This window comes from Neptuniibacter sp., assembly GCF_024231755.1.
GTDB lineage: Bacteria > Pseudomonadota > Gammaproteobacteria > Pseudomonadales > Balneatricaceae > Neptuniibacter.
In genome coordinates, this window is sequence record NZ_JAAEQH010000286.1 from 1 (window position 1) to 22,480 (window position 22,480).

18 protein-coding genes are annotated in these 22,480 nt (G+C 46.7%); 8 read left to right on the top strand and 10 right to left on the bottom strand.

Features of this window, described 5'->3' with window-relative positions; all coding sequences use genetic code 11:
* Positions 1-144 precede the first annotated feature (144 nt).
* From ppc to rlmB, 4 genes are all read left to right on the top strand, one after another.
* Complete coding sequence (gene ppc, locus GY843_RS16720; protein ID WP_297311256.1) at positions 145-2,754, top strand: phosphoenolpyruvate carboxylase; 2,610 nt, start codon at positions 145-147, stop codon at positions 2,752-2,754.
* Positions 2,755-3,032: 278 nt separating this feature from the next.
* Positions 3,033-3,692 (top strand): adenylate kinase, encoded by a 660-nt coding sequence (gene adk / locus GY843_RS16725; protein WP_297311257.1) that lies wholly within the window; start codon positions 3,033-3,035, stop codon positions 3,690-3,692.
* Between the two features lie 125 nt (positions 3,693-3,817).
* Positions 3,818-4,828, top strand: coding sequence for a ferrochelatase (gene hemH, locus GY843_RS16730; RefSeq protein ID WP_297311258.1), 1,011 nt, complete (start codon positions 3,818-3,820; stop codon positions 4,826-4,828).
* 1 nt (position 4,829) lies between these two features.
* A complete protein-coding gene (gene rlmB, locus GY843_RS16735; protein WP_297311259.1) occupies positions 4,830-5,570 on the top strand; it encodes a 23S rRNA (guanosine(2251)-2'-O)-methyltransferase RlmB in 741 nt (246 codons plus the stop codon).
* A 64-nt stretch (positions 5,571-5,634) separates the two neighbouring features.
* On the opposite strand, the gene GY843_RS16740 is transcribed toward rlmB, so the two are convergent.
* Positions 5,635-5,925, bottom strand: a complete 291-nt coding sequence (locus GY843_RS16740; protein ID WP_297311260.1) for a DUF3144 domain-containing protein — start codon at positions 5,923-5,925, stop codon at positions 5,635-5,637.
* A 235-nt stretch (positions 5,926-6,160) separates the two neighbouring features.
* Between GY843_RS16740 and GY843_RS16745 the strand changes: the two genes are divergently transcribed.
* Positions 6,161-7,390, top strand: a complete 1,230-nt coding sequence (locus GY843_RS16745; protein WP_297311261.1) for a DEAD/DEAH box helicase — start codon at positions 6,161-6,163, stop codon at positions 7,388-7,390.
* A 57-nt stretch (positions 7,391-7,447) separates the two neighbouring features.
* On the opposite strand, the gene GY843_RS16750 is transcribed toward GY843_RS16745, so the two are convergent.
* From GY843_RS16750 to GY843_RS16770, 5 genes are all read right to left on the bottom strand, one after another.
* On the bottom strand, positions 7,448-8,395 hold the full coding sequence (locus tag GY843_RS16750; RefSeq protein ID WP_297311262.1) for a biotin-dependent carboxyltransferase family protein: 948 nt from the start codon (positions 8,393-8,395) through the stop codon (positions 7,448-7,450).
* Entirely contained in the window at positions 8,388-9,083 is a 696-nt protein-coding gene (gene pxpB / locus GY843_RS16755; protein ID WP_297311265.1) for a 5-oxoprolinase subunit PxpB, read from the bottom strand. The genes GY843_RS16750 and pxpB overlap by 8 nt, the downstream gene beginning before the upstream one ends.
* Positions 9,083-9,814, bottom strand: a complete 732-nt coding sequence (locus GY843_RS16760) for a 5-oxoprolinase subunit PxpA (RefSeq protein WP_297311267.1) — start codon at positions 9,812-9,814, stop codon at positions 9,083-9,085. The genes pxpB and GY843_RS16760 overlap by 1 nt, the downstream gene beginning before the upstream one ends.
* A gap of 184 nt (positions 9,815-9,998) precedes the next feature.
* Positions 9,999-11,180, bottom strand: coding sequence for an acetate/propionate family kinase (locus tag GY843_RS16765; protein ID WP_297311269.1), 1,182 nt, complete (start codon positions 11,178-11,180; stop codon positions 9,999-10,001).
* A gap of 20 nt (positions 11,181-11,200) precedes the next feature.
* Positions 11,201-12,163, bottom strand: a complete 963-nt coding sequence (locus GY843_RS16770) for a bifunctional enoyl-CoA hydratase/phosphate acetyltransferase (protein ID WP_297311271.1) — start codon at positions 12,161-12,163, stop codon at positions 11,201-11,203.
* Positions 12,164-12,444: 281 nt separating this feature from the next.
* On the opposite strand from GY843_RS16770, the gene GY843_RS16775 reads away from it, so the two are divergent.
* The gene (locus GY843_RS16775; RefSeq protein WP_297311273.1) at positions 12,445-13,932 is read left to right on the top strand and encodes a response regulator; all 1,488 of its coding nucleotides are present in this window, start codon (positions 12,445-12,447) and stop codon (positions 13,930-13,932) included.
* Between the two features lie 91 nt (positions 13,933-14,023).
* Here the strand turns inward: GY843_RS16775 and GY843_RS16780 are convergent, their stop codons facing one another.
* A complete protein-coding gene (locus tag GY843_RS16780) occupies positions 14,024-16,666 on the bottom strand; it encodes a bifunctional diguanylate cyclase/phosphodiesterase (protein ID WP_297311275.1) in 2,643 nt (880 codons plus the stop codon).
* A gap of 241 nt (positions 16,667-16,907) precedes the next feature.
* Between GY843_RS16780 and GY843_RS16785 the strand changes: the two genes are divergently transcribed.
* Positions 16,908-17,942, top strand: coding sequence for a DUF2333 family protein (locus GY843_RS16785; RefSeq protein ID WP_297311277.1), 1,035 nt, complete (start codon positions 16,908-16,910; stop codon positions 17,940-17,942).
* Between the two features lie 144 nt (positions 17,943-18,086).
* The gene (locus GY843_RS16790; RefSeq protein ID WP_297311279.1) at positions 18,087-18,530 is read left to right on the top strand and encodes a PilZ domain-containing protein; all 444 of its coding nucleotides are present in this window, start codon (positions 18,087-18,089) and stop codon (positions 18,528-18,530) included.
* An 8-nt stretch (positions 18,531-18,538) separates the two neighbouring features.
* Here GY843_RS16790 and GY843_RS16795 read toward each other — a convergent pair whose 3' ends face one another.
* The 3 genes from GY843_RS16795 to GY843_RS16805 all read right to left on the bottom strand — a co-directional run.
* The gene (locus GY843_RS16795; RefSeq protein WP_297311281.1) at positions 18,539-20,497 is read right to left on the bottom strand and encodes an AAA family ATPase; all 1,959 of its coding nucleotides are present in this window, start codon (positions 20,495-20,497) and stop codon (positions 18,539-18,541) included.
* A gap of 115 nt (positions 20,498-20,612) precedes the next feature.
* Positions 20,613-20,981 carry a histidine triad nucleotide-binding protein gene (locus GY843_RS16800; RefSeq protein WP_297311283.1) on the bottom strand — a complete coding sequence of 123 codons (369 nt, stop codon included), beginning with the start codon at positions 20,979-20,981 and terminating at the stop codon, positions 20,613-20,615.
* A gap of 70 nt (positions 20,982-21,051) precedes the next feature.
* Positions 21,052-22,480: SpoVR family protein (locus GY843_RS16805; protein ID WP_297311285.1), on the bottom strand; the 1,429-nt coding region annotated here is incomplete at its 5' end.

The following is a 22,480-nucleotide window of genomic DNA, read 5'->3' on the forward strand; positions in this document are numbered from 1 at the left end:
ATGCGTTCTGGGATCAGGCCAAAGCTAAAGGGCTATAGCGCTACTTGTACGACTATTAATTCACTGAAATCACTGTATTTTTATTCCTTTAATGGGGTAGCATCGAGATAAACCACATCTTGTGTTCTACGTCAGGAGGGATAGATGACCGATCTGCACGAAGCGTTACGTGATGATGTTCGAATGTTGGGTAAAAGTCTGGGGGAGACCATTGAATCTCACCTCGGCTCCGAATTTCTAGAGAAGATAGAAAACGTCCGCAAGCTAGCAAAAGAGGGACGTAATGAAGAACAGCCGGAGCATGAAGAACTACTTCAGGCTTTGCAGGATCTCGGTGAAGATGATGTTTTGCCGTTGGCCCGTGCATTCACTCAGTTCCTCAATCTGGCCAATATCGCAGAGGAACACCACCGGGTGCGTCGTCACCTTGAAGTGACCGATGTTTGCACGCCTGATTCCCTTTGTACTCTGTTTGCTCAGCTTCGCCAGAAAGGCTTTTCCCCGCAACAGATATCCGAAGCGCTGAGCAAGACCCATATCGATCTGGTGCTCACAGCACACCCTACCGAAGTAAACCGCCGTACTCTTATCCAAAAATACGATGATATTGCCGATTGTCTGCGCCGCCTTGATCGCGGTGAGAGCGAAGCGCAACACCGTCTGGATGAGCTAATCCGCCAGATCTGGCATACCGATGAGATCCGTAAGCAACGCCCTACACCAGTGGACGAAGCCAAATGGGGCTTTGCCGTAATAGAAAATTCCCTGTGGACGGCTGTACCTAAGTTTTTACGCCGTATTGATGCTCAGTTGAACGAAACGCTGGGAGAAAACCTGCCTCTGGATTGTTCGCCGATCCGCTTTGCATCCTGGATGGGTGGTGACCGTGATGGTAACCCGAATGTGACCGCAAAAGTCACTGAGGAAGTTTTACTGCTTTCCCGCTGGATGGCAGCCGATCTCTATCTGAATGATGTGGATGAACTACGCGCTGAGCTTTCAATGTATAAGGCGAGTAAAGAGCTGAGAGAGCGGGTGGGGGATTGTGCAGAACCCTATCGTCAGCTACTTAGCGAAGTTCGAAATCGTCTTAAAGCGACTAAAAACTGGGTACATGCCCAGTTACGTGGAGATATTCCATCAGATGAGCCGGTTTATGTGCGTGACGATGAGTTACTCGAACCGCTGATGCTTTGTCATCGCTCCCTACGTGAGTGTGGTATGGAAGTGATCGCGGAGAGTGCACTGGAAGATATTATTCGTCGTATCGCTTGTTTCGGCCTGACATTGGTGAAGTTGGATATACGTCAAAGTTCAGATCGACATGCTCAGGTGTTTGAAGAGCTTTCCCAGTTTTATGGCTTAGGTTCCTACAATGGTTGGAGTGAAGAAGGTCGTCAGAGCTTCCTTCTAAAGGAACTGCAAAGTCGCCGTCCACTGCTACCAAATGGCTGGGAGCCTTCGGCGGAAGTGCAGGAAGTTATCGATACTTGTCGTGTTGTAGCTAATGCGGAGCAGAGTGCCTTGGGTTCCTATGTGATCTCTATGGCAAGTCAGCCTTCCGATGTATTAGCGGTGATACTGCTCCTGCGTGAGATGGGGATCGACCACAATATGCGGGTAGTACCGCTGTTTGAGACCTTGAACGATCTGGATAACGCCCGTGATTGTATTGATGCACTGCTATCAGTGGATTGGTACAAGGCCTATACGCAGGGTCACCAGGAAGTGATGATCGGTTATTCCGATTCTTCCAAAGATGCAGGCCAGTTAGCTGCAGCCTGGGGCCAGTTTAGAGCTCAGGAAGGGCTGACCAAGCTCTGCAAAGAACATGATGTTCACCTGACACTGTTCCATGGTCGTGGGGGTACTGTAGGCCGTGGTGGCGGTCCAAGCCATACTGCTATTTTGGCGCAGCCACCTGGATCTGTAGATCATAGCCTGCGCCTGACTGAGCAGGGCGAAATGATCCGCTTTAAATACGGCATGCCTGATCTGGCTGTACGTAACCTTGAACTCTGTACCGGGGCTGTATTGGAAGCGACCCTAAGTCCTGCTCCTGGACCTGAGGAATCGTGGCGTAGCCAGATGGATAGCATGACTGCGCGTAGCCTTACTGAATATCGCGCCATCGTGCGTGAAGACCCCATGTTTGTACCGTACTTCCGTGCTGCGACTCCGGAACAGGAGCTGGCTAAACTGCCGTTGGGCTCACGTCCGGCTAAACGTCGTCAGGATGGCGGTGTGGAAAGCCTGCGTGCTATTCCGTGGATCTTTGCCTGGACTCAGATCCGCTTAATGCTACCTGCATGGTTGGGTAGCGACCGGGCGCTGGGAGAGGCTTTGCAAAATAGCAGCGCTCCGCTGGTTAAGCAGATGTATCAGCAGTGGCCGTTCTTCCGTTCCACGATCGATATGTTGGAGATGGTATTAGCGAAAAGTGATACCAATCTGTCAGCCTATTACGATGAGCGTCTGGTATCACAGGAGTTAGGCATTCTGGGCGCCAGTCTGCGTGGCCGTCTATCTGATATGTTTGATCTGATCAATGAGATCAAAGATCAGGAAGGATTGCTGGCAGCTAATCCCGTGATTCGCCAGTCGATCGATGTGCGTAACCCCTATATCGACCCGTTACACTTCCTGCAGGCAGAGCTTTTGCATCGTGACCGTAACCAGCCGGACCAACGTCTGGAGCAGGCGTTGATGGTGACAATGGCCGGTATTTCCGCAGGTATGCGTAATACAGGTTAGTCAAAAAGCTATAAGCTACACACCCAGGTTAGCCTAAATGGTGCTTGAACTGGGTGTGTGATTTAGCGTAGTCTCGATTGTCCTTAAAATAGCTAGGCCGGACTTAAGTGGTGTATTGGTAGTGCTAATGTCGAATTGTTCGGCTTGGGTAGCATGGTATCGTCCGGCATTACTATTTTTGTAACAGAATTTTGCTTTTCTGATACTGCTGTCAGACCAGCCTGATCAGAAAAGCCATGTTTTTTAATTTTATAAACTTTTAATTAGGAGTCTCCTGTATGCGTATTATCCTTCTGGGCGCACCAGGCGCAGGTAAAGGTACTCAGGCACAGTACATTTGTGAAAAGTACGGCATCCCACAGATCTCTACTGGTGATATGCTGCGTGCTGCAGTTAAAGCGGGTACCCCACTGGGCGTGAAAGCTAAAGAAGTTATGGATGCGGGCCAGCTGGTTTCCGACGAAATTATCATCGGTCTGGTTAAAGAGCGTATTGCTGAAGCTGATTGTGCAAATGGTTTCCTGTTTGACGGCTTCCCACGTACTATCCCTCAGGCTGATGCTCTGAAAGATGCTGGTGTTAAAATTGATGCGGTAGCTGAGATTGATGTTGCTGACGAAGAGATCGTTAAGCGTATGGCTGGCCGTCGTGTCCACCCAGGTTCTGGCCGTACTTACCACGTTGTATTCAATCCACCTAAGGTTGAAGGTAAAGACGACGTAACAGGTGAAGATCTTGTTCAGCGTGCTGACGATGCAGAAGAGACTGTACGTGACCGTCTGAAAGTTTACCATGACCAGACTGCTCCACTGATCACTTACTACAAAGGCTGGGCTGAAGAAGATGCAGCAGCTGCTCCAGCGTACGTTTACGTACCAGGCGTTGGCTCTGTAGAAGATATCCGCGACGCTGTATTCGCAGGTCTGGATAAAGCATAAGCTTTAACTGATCTGAAACTTTTGAAAAACCGTACCCAATGGGTACGGTTTTTTTGTGCCTCTAAACTGTGCATTTACCCTCAGTTCCGCGATAATGGGCAGCTTAGCAGAAGGAATATATTTGAATGACTGAAACGGGCAAAACAGCAGTAGTACTGGTTAATTTGGGTACCCCGGATAAAGCGGAAGCAGGAGCAGTTAGACGTTACTTAAAAGAGTTTCTTTCCGACAGACGCGTTGTGGAAGGAAAAGGCCTAAGACGTCTATTATGGTTGTCTGTGCTTAATGGCATCATTCTTAATGTTAGACCTTCTAAAGTTGCTAAAGCCTATGCCAGCATCTGGGAAGATGATTCCCCAATGCGCAAGATTCTGGATAAGCAAGTGGCGGAACTGCACCTGATGTTGCAACAGGACTATGGTGAGAATGCGCCTGATGTGTTCTCTGCCATGACCTATGGCAAACCAGGCTTAACTGCTCGTTTGCAGAAGTTATCCGACAGCGGCTATGAAAAGATACTGCTCATGCCTCTGTACCCGCAGTATTCAGCGACTACTACAGCCCCTGTTTACGATCAGGTGGCTAAGTTCCAGCTTAAACAGCGTAAGGTATTAGATATTCGTATTCTGAACTCCTATTACGCCCATCCCGAATATATCTCTGTATTGGCTGACCAGATTGGTCAGTATCGTACTGACAAAGGTAGCGCAGATAAGCTGATTCTTTCCTATCACGGTATTCCGAAAGAGTACTATGACAAGGGTGACCCGTATCCAGAGCAATGTCACAAGACATCAGAGTTACTAGCAGAAAAACTGGGGTTGGCAGATACAGAGTGGATGACAACTTTCCAATCCCGCTTTGGCCCTGCGGAGTGGATGCAGCCTTATACAGATAAGACGTTAGAATCTTTACCTGATAAAGGGGTGAAGAGTCTGCAGATCGCCTGTCCTGCCTTCTCCGCTGATTGTCTGGAAACTTTGGAAGAGATCGCCATTGAGAACAGAGATGTATTTATGGAAGCGGGTGGTGAATCCTATAACTACATTCCTGCGTTAAATGCGGAACCGGGTTTTATTGGTCTATTGGCAACACTGGTCCAGGAACAAGCCGGCGACTGGATAGGAGTTCGCTGAGATGAAATACGAGCACCTGTTTGGTATACACGCGGTTAATACAGCATTAAAACGAGATGCTGAACGTATCCAGCGCATTCTGGTGATGAAAGGGCGGCATGATGCCAAGATGCAGCGCCTTATAGAAGCGGCTTTGCAGCAAAAAATCCAGGTAGAGCAGGTAGCTAAACGGGATCTGGAAGAGCTGGTGGGCGGCTCTGTTCATCAGGGTGTCGTAGCTCTATGTAAACCGATTCAAACCCATAACGAAAAGTTTCTTGATCAACTGCTGGATAATTTGGACGAGAACCCATTCCTGCTCGTGCTGGATGGTGTAACAGATCCACATAACTTGGGAGCTTGCCTACGTACCGCAGATGCCGCAGGCGTACAGGCGGTTATTGCGCCTAAGGATAAATCGGCACCTCTGAATGCAACTGCAGCAAAAGTGGCTTGTGGAGCGGCTGAGGCTGTTCCTTATGTGTTAGTAACCAATCTGGCTCGCACTTTGAAAAGCCTGCAGGAGCGAGGAATCTGGATTACTGGCACAGCGGGTGAAACAGATCTGGATATCTACCAAGCAAATCTAACCGGTCCTATGGCTTTGGTAATGGGAGCCGAAGGGCAGGGCATGCGTCGTCTGACCCGCGAAAACTGTGACCAACTAGTGAAGATCCCGATGGCAGGAGAAGTGAGTAGCCTGAATGTGTCGGTTGCAACGGGGATATGTCTGTTTGAGGCAGTAAGGCAGCGTTCTAGTTAGTCAGGGGGAATAGCAGTTATTTCTTAAAGGTCCAGATCAGATCTGGACCTTTGAGGTAGAAAAATCAATGGCTTTCCGCAGCCAACTTAGCATAATGCTCAATATGCTGATCGAAATTTTCTTCTAACATCTCAGAGTATTGGTTTAAAAACCATTTGATCGCTTCCTCTTTCTCAGCAGCTATGTCCTTTGAGTTATAAGCTGTTTCGTGAGCTGTGAAGCGGGCTGATGCATAACGTAAAGCGGAGCCAACATTTTGTAGGTCTGCATTTTTTTCTGTGACCATCTCGTTCGCTAGATTGATAAAATCGTCAGCCATTTTGTAGAGTTGTACTGCTGCTTCTTTATTCGTCATGCCTATAACGCCTATGTAGCTTGAATTTTTGGGGGAGTATAACAAGCAGATACTTTTTTCTCTTCCATATCTCGGTTCTGCTTGTCGGAACAACTCATCAGTTAAACATTGAATTCGTCGTCAATCTATATGATTTACAGGTTCTTTTAAGTAAGATGCGTATTCTTCTGTATCTCTGATCTGTATTGGTTGGGACATACATCCGACACTTCCCATATATTACGCTGGATCTTCCATGTTTCCTGATATTGCCATTGACCCACAACTGGAAAAAAACCTTCAAACACTGGGTTTTACCGAACCTACCGAGGTACAACAGAAGGCAGTGTCACTTCTGCTGGAAGGTCAGGACCTGCTGATCAGTGCACCTACAGGCAGTGGTAAGACAGCGGCGTATCTTATTCCTATTGTTCAGGGGTTAATTGGGCAGAAGTCTCCTGCGCGTCAATCAAGAGCATTGGTGTTGGTTCCTGTTCGAGAGCTAGTGGAGCAGGTACAGCGCCAGTTTGTAAGCCTAACCGAAGGTCTTGATCTTGAAGTGGCCTCCATTGTCGGTGGTGAGGATTTTAAGGCTCAGGAGAAGAAACTGGCAAAGGCTGATCTGGTGGTTGCTACTCCCGGTCGCTTAATTCCTCATCTGGAAAATAACTCCCTTGAACTGGATAGTCTGGATTATCTAGTGCTGGATGAAGCCGACCGTATGCTTGAAGCGGGCTTTAAAGAGAGCATGGACCAGATAGTTTCTGGCGCACCAGAGATCCGCCAGACTTTGCTGGTGTCCGCGACTCTTCCTACCTCTATCCGATCGCTTGCAGCCAGCGTATTACAGGAAGCTGAGTGGATTAAAATTGGGCAGAAACGTGAAGCTGCCGAGGGTATTCAGCAGTTTATCTTGCTTTCCGATGATCCTGCTCACAAAGATAAACAGCTCTGTTGGTTATTGCAGAATGAGAACTATAAGAAAGCTATTGTTTTCAGTAACAGTAAAACCCAGGCAAAACGTCTGGATGGTTTCCTGCGTTATCACAAGTTTAAAGCGGCACTGTTGCATGGTGATGTGCAACAGAAAGGCCGCTTTGCCACCATCGAAGGTTTCCGTAAAGGCACAACCGATGTGTTGGTAACAACCGATCTGGCTTCACGAGGCTTGGATGTGGAAGGTGTTGATCTGGTGATCAACGTAGAGATGCCTCGTAAGGGCGATGTTTACTTACATCGTATTGGCCGAACAGGGCGTGCCGGTGCTACCGGTCAGGCGATCTCTTTGATCGATCCACCTGAATGGAATCTGATGTCCTCCATCGAGCGTTACCTTAAAACTCGTTTCCAGCGTAAGTTTATTAAGGAATTAGCCGGACATTACAAAGGTCCTAAAAAGGTTAAAGCTTCTGGTAAAGCAGCGAGTAGTAAGAAAAAGAAGAAGGCTTCTGGCGCTAAGAAAAAAACTGCTCGTAAGGCTAAGTAACAGAAGGGAAGCGCATCCTGCTATGCTCCTCGCATCGTAGTTAGCTTCTTCCCAGCTTCAAACTTCTTCAGGTTTGGTGCGCTCAAACTTCATGTGGGCCAGGCAGTGCAGGTTGTGAGCATCGTCGATTGTGATCTCTTCAAAGTGTACTTTGGCTCCGGGTAATAGCTGTGCCATCCGCGCTGTATCCAGTGAAATCATCGAGCCGATTTTAGGATAACCACCGATGGTCTGGCGGTCGTTCAGCAGTACAATAGGTTGCCCATCCGCAGGGATCTGAATCGCTCCATGGCAGATGCCTTCAGACAGGATACCATCTATTGAGGCTTTGACTTGCGGACCAGAAAGGCGGTAACCCATACGATCAGCGCGGTCAGTGACTGAATATTCACTGCTGAAGAACATGCGTTTCTCGAAACCACTAAAACTATCCTGCTGGTAACCGGTGATAACGCGCAGACTGATATTATCGTTGTATTGAGGGCGATGTTGTTCCGGTAGACGATAAACCTGAGCAGATTTAATCTCAGCGCAATACAGGTAATCTCCCTGCTGAAGTTTACCTCCATCCAGACCGCCGATGCCTTCACGAGTGACAGTAGCACTGCTGGAAAAACTTGGTTCGATCTGGAAGCCTCCAACCACTCCCAGATAGGCACGTGCCCCCTGAGTGGCGAATCCCAGCTCTATGCGATCACCCTGTTGGATGCGGTGAGCGTGCCAGCGATCCCGTTCGATGCCGTTTATCTTAAGTGGCATCTCAGCTCCGGTTAGTACCATATAGGTATCAACTTCCGCTTCAAGCACTAGGCCGCCTATGCTGATCTCTAGTGTGGTGCTGTTTAAATTATTACCTAACAGACGGTTGGCCCATTTAAAGGCTTGAGCATCCAGGGGGCCGCCAGTGGTTAAACCGATGCGATGATGGCCATAACGGCCAGCATCCTGAATCAACGTGAGTAGTCCAGGCTGGAGAACTTTAAAACCGCTCTTATTTTCAGTCACAACCCACCTCCACAAGTTCACCACCAAGTTCCAGATATCGCTCACGGCTGATCGGTTGAAAGCGGATACGATCACCTACTTTAACCGGCATGTTTGGTACTTTATCCGGGGTAAACATGGGTGTTGGGCAAAGTGCGATCAGGTTCCATCCACCCGGTGAAACGGCTGGATAAACAGCGGTTTGCCGATCAGCGATAGCTACAGCCCCTTTGGGAACTTTTAGTCTGGGTGTGGAGAGGCGGGGAGTTGCGATACGTGGATCAACTTCACCCAGATAGGCAAACCCCGGAGCAAAGCCAATAGCGTATACGCGATACTCCATTTCACTATGGATCTGGATTACTTCCTCTACGCTGAGGTGAGCACGCTGGGCCAGTGCCTCCAGATCAGGTCCAGATTTGGTACTGTAGTATGCGGGCAGAGTGACCAGTGTACCTTCAGTTTCTTCTGTATTCTCCAGCTGGCAGAGTAGTTTGCGTATCTGGCTGAAGATCTCCAGATGGTCACAGACCAGCATGTCGTAGATAACTAGGAGGGAGGCGTAAGAGGGCACCATGTCGATAAGCTTATCAGCAAGCTCTGTTTCTAGAACTGTGACCGCCTGCTGAACTTTGGCTGATGTGAGTGGGTCTGCCTTATCTCCGAAATAGATGATCAGGGCGTTCTCACCCGCGATTTCTATACGCATTACTGGATCAACTGGCGAATCTGTTGGATTGCATTAACCCCATCCATATTGTCGCCATGCACACATAGGGTATCTGCACGTAGTTGCAATGTGTTGCCATTAACTGTTGTGATAGTGCCTTGTTCTTGTAGTTGTTTAACCTGAGCCAGCATCTTCTCTTTGCAGTGAACCGCGCCATCTAACGTACGGGACAGCAGTTTTCCATCGTCAGCGTAGCAGCGATCAGCAAAGATCTCATGCCACAGAGTTATGCCAGCATCTTTGGCTTCCTGCTCATGAAGATCCGCTTGTGGTGTGCTCTGTAACATAAGAATCAGAGGCCGGTGGTAGTCTGCGATAGCCTCCATGATGGTTTTGCGTAAACCAACATCAGCCATCATATCGTTGTACATTGCACCGTGGGGTTTTACGTATTCAAGGGTTAAACCTGAAGAAGCTGCCATGCCATCCATTGCTGCGATCTGGTAAAGCAGCATCGCTTTCAACTCAGCGGTGCTGGTCTTGATGCTACGACGGCCGAAGCCTACCAGATCTGGGTAACCTGGGTGTGCGCCAACTGTTACGTTGTTTTGTTTTGCCAGTTCCAGAGTTCTCTGTATTATCAGTGGATCACCCGCATGAAAGCCACAAGCGATATTAGCCTGATCAATATGCGGCATGACCGCTTCATCCAGCCCCATTTTCCAAGAGCCGAAGCTTTCTCCTAGGTCGCAATTCAGCTGTAACGGCATAAGGAAATCCCAAGTTAAAGAGTGACTGTACCAGTAAATCCCGGCTTTTTTACAGAGTTAATTTTAACCTGAAAAGATATCAGTTTTTCGGTCTGACAACAGGAATATCTGCACAGAATCTTTACGGATGTTTTTGGATTATTGGGGGAGAGTAGGGGCAGATTAGAATCTGCCCCGGAATAGATTAGTTTGTCACTTCAACCACGTGTGTGGCGATCATCGATTCTTCGTTAGTTGGAATAACACGGACAGTGACATTTGAATCTGCGCTGCTGATCACCTGTTCTGCTTGCTGGTTAGCTTGTTCACTAAACTGAATACCTAACCATTCGCAGCGTTTAAGTATACGCTGACGCACATCTGCATCGTTCTCACCCACGCCACCAGTAAACACCAACTGTTCTAAACCTTGCAGGGCTGCAGAGAGACGCCCTATTTCAAGTGCAGCACGGTAGCAGAACATATCAATGGCTTCTTCCGCTTCAGGTTGGTCGGCTTGATGTAGTTCCAGCATATCGGAACTGATACCGGAAACACCCAGCCAGCCGCTCTGTTTGTAGATTAGCGCTTCAAGTGCATCTGTATCCATATCGTAGTGGCGTTGTAGATAAAGTAGTACACCCGGATCTATATTACCGCAGCGACTGCCCATCGGCAGGCCATCTACAGCGGTAAACCCCATGGATGAGGCGATGGACTGTCCCTCTTTAATAGCACACATGCTGGCGCCGGCGCCCAGATGGCAGACTACGGTGTTCAGTTTTCCAGCCGATTCGTTCTTAAGAAGCTGGCGCTGAATAAATTCATAGGAGAGGCCGTGGAACCCGTAGCGGTGAACACCTTCTACAGTGAGCTTTCTAGGTAGGGCATAGTTTTGTTCCACTTTGGGTTGCTGAGCATGGAACATAGTATCGAAACAGGCAACCTGAGGAAGAGTGGGTGCCAGATTGCGACAGGCCTGAATCAGCTTTAGGTTATAGGGCTGATGTAGCGGAGCCAGAGGAATAAATTCCTGCAACTGCTGCATGTTCTCATCACAGATCAACACCGGTTCGCTGAATGTGGCTCCACCATGAACGACACGGTGTCCTATAGCAGAGAGCTGATTTTCCGGGAGGTGTTTTTCCAGCCATGCCAAAATAGTCTGCAGACAGGCCTGATGGCGTTCAGTAGCCGCAACCGAACTATAGTCTGGCTCACTCTCTTCCAGTTTTTTGCCTTCAGTATCGGTAACTTTAAAACGTGCCTCGCCCAGAATATTGCCCATCTTAAAGTTGAATAACAGCTCTAAGTTTTCACCCTGAAGGTGGAAAAGGGCACATTTCAGGCTGGAGGAACCACCGTTTACTGTCAGTATTGTCTGCATCGTTATTACTTATAAAATTCTTACTTGTGATGAACCATATGGGATGCCAGGGCGCAGGAGGCCAAACGGCCTAATGTTTTTTCTGCGCGGCTTGTCAGAATGATCGGTACTTTGGCACCCAGTGCGATACCCGCAGACTTTGCATTCGCAAGGTAGATCAGCTGTTTAGCAATCATATTGGCAGCTTCCAGGTCTGGAGCTAGCAGGATATCTGCATCACCAGATACTTCTGAAACAATATGCTTGTCTATAGCCGCTTGCTGAGAGATCGCATTATCAAATGCCAGAGGACCATCCAGAAGGCCGCCGGTGATCTGCTCGCGGTCTGCCATCTTGCATAGTGCAGCAGCGTCCAGTGTGCTTTGGATATAGGGTTTAACTTTTTCTACCGCAGATAGGATGGCAACCTTAGGTGTTTCAACCCCTAATGCTTTGCAAAAGTCGATTGCGTTCTGAGTGATATCTTTTTTACAGAACAGATCGGGAACAATGTTGATTGCAGCATCAGTTATAACCAATGGTTTGTGATAATTAGGCACATCAAACACAAACACATGGCTGAGGCGACGTTCGGTACGAATACCTTTGGTTTTATGTACTACCGCTCGCAGTAACTCTGATGTACCCAGGTGGCCCTTCATTAGCGCTTCAGCTTCACCTCGCTTGATCACTTCGCAAGCTAATTCTGCTGCGGCATGACTATGCTCAGTGTTGATGATTTCGTAGTTGCTGATATCCAGGCTTTGCTCGTCTGCAACTGTGCGGATTTTCTTTTCAGGACCGATTAATACTGGAACAATCAGATCATGCTCTGCGGCCTCAACTGCTCCGATCAGGCTGTTTCCATCTACCGGATGTACTACGGCGGTACGGATAGCGCGTGCTTTTTCAGCCTGTTCAATAAAAAACTCCAACTGATCGTGGAGTGGTGGCTTCTCTGCAATGACCATGGAAACCTCTGGGTCCTTTTCAAAAAGTAACATTTGGATTCCTCTTTATTGTTTTGTTCAATTAAGAGTATCCCGCTTATATTGCTTGATTATGACGCAGTGCAGCATTATGTGGTAGTGATATATATCACTACCTACTTATTAAATTGAAACACGGAGTTTTTCTTATGGCTAAGTGAATGTGGTTTCTCATGAGTTTTTTGCAGTCAATTCAAACAGGGTTTTGAATAATTAATGGGAGTTTTTAGGCGGGAAATGTTATAAATGTAAGCTTAAGTTAAGGGTGGGTGTGTTTCTGGGTAGGGAGAAACGATATGCAGCAGACCATTTTTGTGGTGGATGGAAGTTCGACGATACGCACGCTGTATAAAGCAGTTTTAGAGAGTGTGGGTTACCGGGTTAAACTCCACCAGACAGGCGAAAGTTGTGTAAAAGCCCTTAATTACGAGTTACCAAACCTGATTTTGATGGGGGCTGAACTACCTGATACCGATTGCGTAGCATTGGCGACCAAAATAAAATCTCAACCCGAATCTATTCTGATTCCTATCATTGTTATCTCCTCCATGCGTTCCATGGAACTGAAACGCACATGCTTTCAGGCAGGGGTTACCGATTTTATTCTGAAAAACTGTACCCAGAACTTTTTGGTTGAACGAGTTAAGAATGTTCTGCAGCGCAAAGACACAATGCAGTTTAATCAGCACTTGGTGGGGCAACGCTTTAACGTACTGATTGCCGAAGATAGTGTGGCGCTGCTGTCTCTATATGGGCAGATGTTTGAGCAGATGGGGTGTAAGCCCATATTGTGTCGTGATGGCCGCGAAGCTTGGGAAGAACTTCAGAAACGCACCGATATCGATCTGGTTTTGACAGATATTGAAATGCCAAATATGGATGGTGTTGAGCTTAACCATCTTATTCGTTCCCGTTCTGACCTAGACCAGGTCCCTGTCATCGTAGTCACCCGGATTGATCAACAGGAGTTGCTGTGTGAGCTGCTGACCGCTGGGGCTAGTGATTATATTTCCAAACCATTCAGTCACGAAGAGCTGCAGGCGCGTGTTGGTTCTCACCTGCGTACCCGCCATTTGTATAAAGAGCAGCAGAGACTGAACCGTGAACTGAAAGAATTAAATAGTTATTTAGAGGACCGGGTTCGGGAACGTACTCAGGAACTCTATGATGCTAATGTTGAGACGATTACCAAGCTTGCCCTAGTCTGTGATTACAAAGATAACGATACCGGCAATCACATTAAACGCGTCAAGGCCTATTGCGAGGAGCTAGGGAGTGCCATCGGCTTGTCAGACGAAGTAGTGCGACGTCTAGGCTACTCCAGCATGATGCATGATGTAGGCAAAATCACTACTCCAGACAGTATTCTGAATAAGCCAGGTCCTCTGAATGAAGAGGAGTGGGACAAAATGCGTGAACATGTAGAGGCTGGTGCGCGTGTTTTGGGCGAAAAAACATTCTTTAATATGGCGCGCGATATTGCTCTTCACCATCATGAGAAGGTCGATGGTAGCGGTTACCCTAAGGGATTATGCGGGGATGAGATTCCACTTGCTGCACGTATTGTTGCGGTAGTTGATGTGTTTGATGCCTTAGTATCTAAACGTAGTTATAAGGAAGCCTGGAAACAGGAGGATGCGGTTGTAGAGCTACGTAAGATTTCAGGAAGTCATCTGGATAAACGTCTGGTGGATATCTTCATAAGTATGCTAGAAGGTGGTCAGCTAGATTACATCCGCAAGCAATATCCAGAGGATTCAGATTCCACAGAACTGACAATGTAATGGTTTCTTAGCTAGGTTTTAACAGGATAAGTATTTTGTAGTAGGAGGGGTAAGCCCTCCTTTTTTGAGCGCTTTTATTGATGTTTGTGGTTTAGTGTAAACCCATATTGTTTGGCAGATGTTCTGTTTCCACAAGATGTATCATCTCATGTTTAGGAATCGGTTTACTGAATAGGTATCCCTGGCCTATATCGCAGCCATATTCTCTCAGCATTCCCAGCTGAGTTTCATCTTCAATACCCTCAGCGACTACTTTCAAACCCAGGGCGTGGGCCATGGTGATAATGGTGTGAGCAAGAGTAGCATCGCCCTCATTGGTAGCCATATCCTTAACAAAAGCTCTATCGACTTTAAGGGTGCTCACGGGGAAGGATGTAAGATAGCTGAGGGAGCTGTAGCCCGTTCCGAAATCATCTATGGAAAGGGACACTCCCTGTTCCAGGAGCTTCTCAAGCCTTGGTAGTAATAGATCCAGGTTTTCCGCCAGCAGGCTTTCAGTTATCTCTAGTTCTAGGTAGTTGGGATCAATCCCTGTTTCTTTGATTACGTTACGAAGAATATCGATGATCTTATCGTCACTCAGCTGGCGGACAGAAAGGTTAACTGCCATCTTGAGCGGGGTATCGGAGTGCCTCTGAAACTCAATGAGATCAGTGCAAGCCTGGCGTAGGGCAAACTCTCCTAAGTCATTAATGATTCCGGTTTCTTCAGCTATGTCTATAAATGAAAACGGTCCAATAGGGCCGAGGGCTGCACTGTTCCAGCGAATCAATGCTTCAAAACCCATAATGTGTCCGGTTTTAATGTCGTTTTTACTCTGGTAATGCATCAACATTTCGTTTCGTTCTAGAGCATAACGAAGTTCAATCTCAATCAGGTTTCTGCGCTTGAGACGATGATCAAGTTCTTTATTGAAGAAACTCTGGCGGTTACGGCCGCTCTTTTTAGATTCATACAGAGCCATATCAGCAAATTTGATCAGGCCGGCTACATCATTACTGTCTTCTGGGTATTTTGAGATGCCTATACTGGTAGAGATAAAGATCTGTTTGCTTTCTATGGTGACGGGGATTTGTACATCATAAAGAATTCTAGCAGCAAACTTTTCCACTTCGCTGACATCAGAGTAAGAGGTATAGATAAGGAACTCGTCCCCCCCGATATGACAGATCTGTGCGTGGTCTTTACAGCATTTTAATAGACGCCCGGATACCAACTGCAGAAGTTGATCCCCTATATGATGACCAAAGGTATCGTTCACGTTTTTAAAATTATCGATATCCAGATAGAGGACAGCGACTTTTTTCTGTTCTTTCCAGGCTGTTTGCAATCTTGCCGTCAGGTTCTCGTGTGCTTTACGGCGGTTAGGTAAGCCTGTTAGCGCATCGAAGTTGGCTTGTTTGTAAAGTGTAGCTTCTGCCTGCTTACGGGATGAGATGTCCTGAACTACTGTCACATAATGGGTGATGTCATCCGATTGATTTGAGATATGACTTATAGAGAAGGAAAACCACTTACCTTCAAAATCTGTTTTTCGTTCGCCAAACCAGTTACCGCTTACTTCAATCTCTTTACTGATTGCTTCCAAGTCATCCGTTAGTACATTGAAAGGCGGAAAATCAATGATGTTATGCCCAGATGTGTCGTTTTCGGTATTAGGGGTCGCAGTAGATAGATTGAAGTGACTGTTCGCATATTCTATACACCAGTGATTGTCGGTGATAACTACACTGTTAGGGCTTTGCTCAATCGCTTTAGATAGCTTATGTACGTTGCCTTCTGCTTTATTACGATCTTCGGAAATCTTCTTACTGATCCTAAGCGCTATGCGATATGTGAATAGAGCTGCTGCCAGAAACAGGACAAAAATTATGGCTACGGGCTGTATACGCTCTAACCACGATGCATAGAGCATGGATTTTGGGTGTGAATTCAGGGCAATCAGTTGATATTCTGCGAGGTAGCTGGCGTTAGCCAGTAGCTCTTTGTTTCTTATTTCTAGTTCCAACCCTTGATTAGAACGTCCCTGACTTAGGTGTTGTTGAATTGTTTCAATTGTCTCTGTTGGTAGTTGCCAACCAAAGAGATTGGATACCAAGCCAGTTGGCACAGGGTGAGTCATTCTTACTTTACCCTGGTTTCCCAGCAACCAGATAGTATTGTCATCTGATGATACGAACTGACTCATCAGCGAATTTTTACCTTGTGCTCGGAAAAAAACCACAGTGATGGCAATGGGCTTCTTTTTCCCATTCAGAATCGGAATATAAAAAGGTAGATAGCTTTGCCCAAGAAGCCCGGCCCGGTGCAAATAACCTACCTGAGCGGTATTGGATGCCATTGCTTGCTTAATAATACTCTTCTGCTGGTCTTGTTTGATACTGCTGATCTCTCCCTGGATTAAGAGCATCTTACCCTTGGTGTCGAGTAGGGCGTATGCAGCAGCCTCCCCTGTTGCTGACAGAAGATAATCAAAAATATTCCGGATCTGGTTACCTTGAAGTTTTTTCTCTATAAAGCGTGCTTGGACTGTTTTAGCAACAAGGCGGGTTTGTTGGGTAAGGAATGTCTGGCTTTGTTTGATTAGCGTTTGGTTTTGTTTATGGAGTTTGCTGAACTGGGTGCTTTCAACATCCTGCCAGATAGCAACACTGAAAACGCCCAGTGCTGCGAGAAGCAAAATGGAGAGTATGGTAAATAGAAGCTTAAGAGGCTTAATCCCATCGTTTCGCATTATGTGGCTCCAATGCCATAAGCTTTTTAAAAAGCAGATCGTCAAAATATAGCAAACCCCTGCGGCTTTTTCTTTGATCCAAATGGCAATATCTATCTTTTTGTTGTTTTTCATTTTTCGTACAGTTTTTTAAAACCTTTTATTTACTGCAATGCTGAATTACAGCTCTACTGAGGAAGGCTAAGGGTATGTTAAGCTGCTTCTTCTATTATCAGGTGTTATCTGAGTTTAAGGAGTGGTTATGGGATCATTGATAGACTGGTATCTGGATTTTTGGGATAACGCCCCAGGTGGCAAAGCTGGGCGTTTGGTTATCAGTGCCGTTCTGCTAGTAATTATTATTTCAGTCCCACTGGGTGTTTATTGGAGCTGCCCTCCATCAGCATTTGATCCTGCAGCTGACGCTAAGGCTGAGGTTGAGGAGCTAGGTGTCGAGTTAACACCAGGTTTCACTTCGGTACATACGCTACATCACCTTATGGATACATTGCTGCACAAACCTGGCGGTTATATCAGCAACGATATGGCCCCTCCGGGAGTTTGGTTGGACAATATCAGTAACTGGGAGTTTGGCGTATTAGTACAGGTACGTGATATGGCTCGGGCGTTGAGGAAAGACTTCAGCCGTTCTCAGTCACAATCGGTTGAGTATCCCGCTTTAACTGTGGCTGAGCCACAGTTCCACTTTGATTCAAATAGCTGGTTATTACCTTCGTCCGAATCCCAGTATAAAGACGGATTAGAAGCGCTTAAAAGCTACCAGTTGGCGCTGGTTGACAAGAATCAGTCTGAAGCGCAGTTCTTTACCCGAGCTGACAATCTTAATAACTGGTTAGGAGACGTGCAGACTCGCCTGGGTAGTTTGTCTCAGCGCCTGAGTGCCAGTGTTGGCCAGAAACGTCTGAATACAGACTTAGCGGGAGACCCTTCTGCTGAGCAATCTACACAGACAGTACAGGATTCAGAAGTTAAAACGCCTTGGCTTGAGATTGATGATGTCTTTTATGAAGCTAGAGGATCCGCCTGGGCGCTGCTGCATATTTTGAAGGCTGTTGAGCATGATTTTGGTGCTGTTCTGGATAAGAAGAATGCACGCGTGAGTCTGCGCCAGATTATTCGAGAGCTGGAGGCGACTCAGGAAACTGTTTGGAGTCCGATGATTCTTAATGGTGGAGGGTTTGGTATTTTTGCTAACCATTCATTGGTTATGGCGAATTATATCTCCAGAGCCAATGCTGCGATTATCGATCTGCGCGAGTTGTTGGCTAAGGGCTAGTCCTTTTAGGATAGGATTTGAGTCTATTCTGATAAAACGACTAGAGACTATTTTTGATTTTTTGTTCATTTTCAGGGAGCCTACAAGGCTCCCTGTTCGTTTTAAGACTACACTTAATAGGAACGTTGATGAGAAGGAGTAGTGATGCCTCGTCGATTTATCCGTCATCCAGCAGCGATACCAATTCAGTTATGTAGTTCCGGGTTCGAGCGCTCAAATGAGGAACACTCTAATAATATACAGAATGTGACTACCCAGGATGTCAGTGCTGGTGGACTCTCCTGTGAGAGTGAGCAGTTGTTGTCCCCGGGAGATGCGGTTGAAGTAGAGATCTTTCTGGAAGAGCCACCGTTCAAAACAATAGGTCATGTCGTTTGGTGTAAACGAAATGGGGACGGATTCCTTGTAGGCATTGGCTTCGCGGACCTGGCTACAGCATATGCCGTTCGAATGGTTGAACAGGTTTGCCATATCGAAGATTACAGAAACTCTGTCAGAGAGAGCGAGGGGCGGGAACTAAGCTCAGAAGAAGCTGCAGTTGAGTGGATCAGCAAACACGCTGCGGATTTTCCACAGAATGTGCACTAAAAAAATCGCTAGAACCCGGGTTTTACCTGCAAGTTTTTCTCTTTCTTGATTACCCAGCTCCCGTTTTCCTCTACAAAGATAAGGCGTTTTAGTGTTCGGTCACGATAGCCTGAAGAAGCTTCGTAACTCAGCCAGAAATCGATGCTGACCTGTTTGTCATTTTGCTGGATGTTGAAGAAGTCATCCCGTTCCAGTTTGATCCATTCTGGACGGTTTAGGGCGTCATATCGCTTTTTCAGCCAGCGTTGATGGGTTTTATATGCGCCATTGAAGCCTTCCGCGTACGCGGCAACGTATGCTTCATGGTTTTTGTTTTGCCACGCCTGCTGCCAATTTTCGGTGGTTTGGATAGCCAGGTCCAAAGCTGATAATGCTTTGCTTTCTACCTCGGATGGTTGTTCAGAAGAGGAGGTAGGCACTGATTCTGGAAGAGGTAGAGCTTCTGCTGTCTCTTCTTGCGCAACAGCTATCTCTTCAGATGCTACGACTAACTCTTTCTGTTCTAAAGAACTTTTTTCCTGTGTAGTAACTGTTACTTCTGCGTTAATCTGTACAGTCTTGTCTTGTTTACTATTGTCTTGCCCACTAGCGGCTATAACTTCTAGATCGAACTTATCAGGTTGGGCCGGCTCAAGTGTTTTTTCAGCTGTAGAAGACGGCGGGGTAACGGTTGCTGTTGTTAGCATCTTCTTCAGTCGATTGTTTTCAGCAACGGCATCGACAAGTTGCTGTTCTAGAAGTTCAAGTTTTTGACGAACAGCCGTCTGGAATTCTGCTTCAGGCAGGGCTCCAATATCTGCAACTGTTTCTTGCTCTTTTTGAGCTTGAACTTGAGCCACTGGGGGTTGAACTTCTGGGCCCTGAGAGCGTGCCTTAATCGCTTCGTGAGCAGTATCAATAGAAGCTGTAGAGCTTTCCGGATTCAGGATCGGAAGGGTTGTATCCGTTTCGGATGCCTGTTTAAGATCCGGAGAGGAGCTGTTCTCTGGTTGTAAACTTGGTGGCGTGACTGCTAGCTCAGGTTTAGCTGAAGACGATTCTTCTGCAAAAATAGGCTGAGCGGTGCTCTCTTGTTTAGGTGCTGCTTGGCTTGGAGCGGTGTCTGGTTGGGAGAGAAAATGATTAAGCCCAACGCCAATAGCCAGAATAAGGGCAAAGCCTAATGCAAACAGTCCCGAGTGCTTTGAGTCCAGAGGGCGCATGTTGCGTTCTGGTTGCATAATGTCATGTCGGGTGATGACATCATTGTGTATCAGTGGGAGCAGGAGGGCTTTTAATCGACTGATACGCCCTTCTGTTTGTTCGATCATCATGAAGTCTGTGCCAACTTCATAAGGTGTAGGCTGTATTCCTTTTAGTGCGCATAGGTAGTAGATATAACCTTCGATATCGTCCGTATGAAGAGGCTCAAGAATGATCTCCTGAGCTATCCAGTCATGGAAATCAGCCTGTGGTGTGCCTTCTGTGTGAATAACTAGGTAGTCTTTGCAGACCACAAGCAGCTTGATTGCGCCTGCTGTTGTTTCGGATGTTTTACAGAGTTGCTGTAGGGCTTCAGCTACATCTTCTTCGGAATTAATTGCTTCTTGGTCAATAACAACCAGACAGTACTGGCCCGCTTCTTTTGTGTTGCGCAGTGCGCGGATTAGATCTTTTTTTTGTTTCGGAACTGAAAGACTGTCAGCCAACTGAGCATAAAGTTGTGCTGGCTTCTGAAGAGGTTTATCAAAGGTAACAACAGGTACGCCCTTGTGCTGGTATTCACCGATAATCTCAGCAACCAGAGTACTTTTGCCTGTACCTTCAACCCCTTTTAGGATAACAGCACTGTCTTGGTGTAACGCATCACGAAGCGCATTTAATGTCTTCTTATAGCCTCTATGCCGATAGGGGGCAGAAAAGCTTGAAGTCTCATCCTGAGCCAGTCCGTGATTGCTATCAGCATGGGGCTGATTGTCCTGAAGCATGCTAAAGAAGGTATCCGTTTCGAGTTGATGTTAACTTATATAACACATTGTTAAGCGCTTATTATAAAACTTAACCAGAGTAGGGCCAATTGTTATTGATTGAGTCGTGACCCCTTTAATTTATAGGTGTTTTAAGTGTTTCCTGGTATGGGGGCCACCCCAGCGGTTTTCCACCGAGTATATGCAGGTGAATATGGTAAACGGTTTGACCACCATGTTCGTTGCAGTTAAAGACTGTTCGGTAGCCAGTTTCGTCAAACCCTAGCTGTTTAGCTATCTTTCCTGCGGTCTGAATCATGTGGCCAACCAGAGCGGTATCTTCGTCTTTAATGTCATTAAGCGTTGAGATGTGCTTACGGGGAATAATCAGAGCATGGGTGGGAGCTTGTGGGTTGATGTCGTTAAACGCAATTACATGATCATCTTCATAAATGATGTCTGCTGGAATCTCTTTATTGATGATCTTACAAAACAGGCAATCCATGGTTATCCCTTCTTATAAACACTCGTTGTCTGGAAGTATAGCGGCAGAATAAATTTAGAAAATAGTCGTTTTAGATTAATTGTTCAGTTTCTCCTTCCTGAAAAAGTTCCGGGCAGTGATAGCTTTTAGTCACAGTGCCGTCAGGTAATACCGATTCAAGGCGAACATCAAACCCCCACAATCTATGAATATGGCGTAAAACTTCATTGCTAGAATCACCAAGTGGCTGTTGATTATGCATGTAGTGCCGCAGGGTCAGGCTACGGTCCCCACGAACATCAACGTTATACACCTGGATATTGGGTTCTCTGTTTCCCAGATTGTATTGTGCGGCCAGATCTTCGCGGACCTGACGGTAGCCGGTTTCATTATGAATGGAGGTAACTTGCAGATTAGGTTTGTTGGCATTGTCCATTATGGTGAATAGTTTTAACTCACGGATTAGGCTCGGGGAGAGATACTGCAGGATAAAACTTTCATCCTTGTAATTACGCATCGCATGATCAAGCGTTTCCAGCCAATCCTTGCCAGCGAATTCAGGGAACCATTCCCTATCTTCATCGGTTGGATTAACGCAGATACGTTTGATGTCCTGCATCATGTTGTAACCCAGAGTGTAGGGGTTGATGCCACTGAAGTAAGGGCTATCAAACGGAGGCTGGTAAACAACACTGGTATGAGAGTGTAGAAACTCCATCATGAAACCATCGGTTACCAGTCCTTCATCATGCATTTGATGTAACAGGGTGTAATGCCAGAAACAAGCCCAGCCCTCATTCATTACCTGGGTTTGTTTCTGAGGATAAAAGTATTGCGCGACCTTACGTACGATGCGTACGATTTCGCGCTGCCAGGGTTCCAATAATGGGGCGTTTTTCTCAATAAAATAGAGAATGTTCTCTTCCGGGTCCTTAGGGAAGCGTTCGATAATAGGCGCGCTGCCTTCCTCTTTTTTGGGAATAGTGTTCCACAGGTCATTTAGGTGACGTTGGATATACTCTTCACGGGCTTGCTGACGCTCTTTTTCTTCGTCGGCAGTAAGAGGTTGTGGTCGAACATAGCGGTTAACACCATAGCTCATCAAGGCATGACAGGAATCCAGCAGTTCCTCAACTGCATCAACGCCATGGCGCTCTTCGCAGCGTCTGATATAGCTCTTAGCGAACAGAAGGTAATCAATGATAGCTGAAGCATCTGTCCAGGTACGGAACAGGTAGTTACCTTTGAAGAAAGAGTTGTGTCCATAGCAGGCATGCGCGATTACCAGAGCCTGCATGGTCATTGTATTCTCTTCCATTAGGTAAGATATGCATGGATCAGAGTTAATTACGATCTCATAGGCCAAGCCCATACGGCCGCGTTTGTAATTCTGTTCTGTTTCAACAAATTGTTTACCAAAGGACCAGTGACTGTAGTTGAGAGGCATACCTACCGATGAGTAGGCATCCATCATCTGTTCAGAGGTGATAACTTCAATCTGATTAGGGTAGGTATCCAGG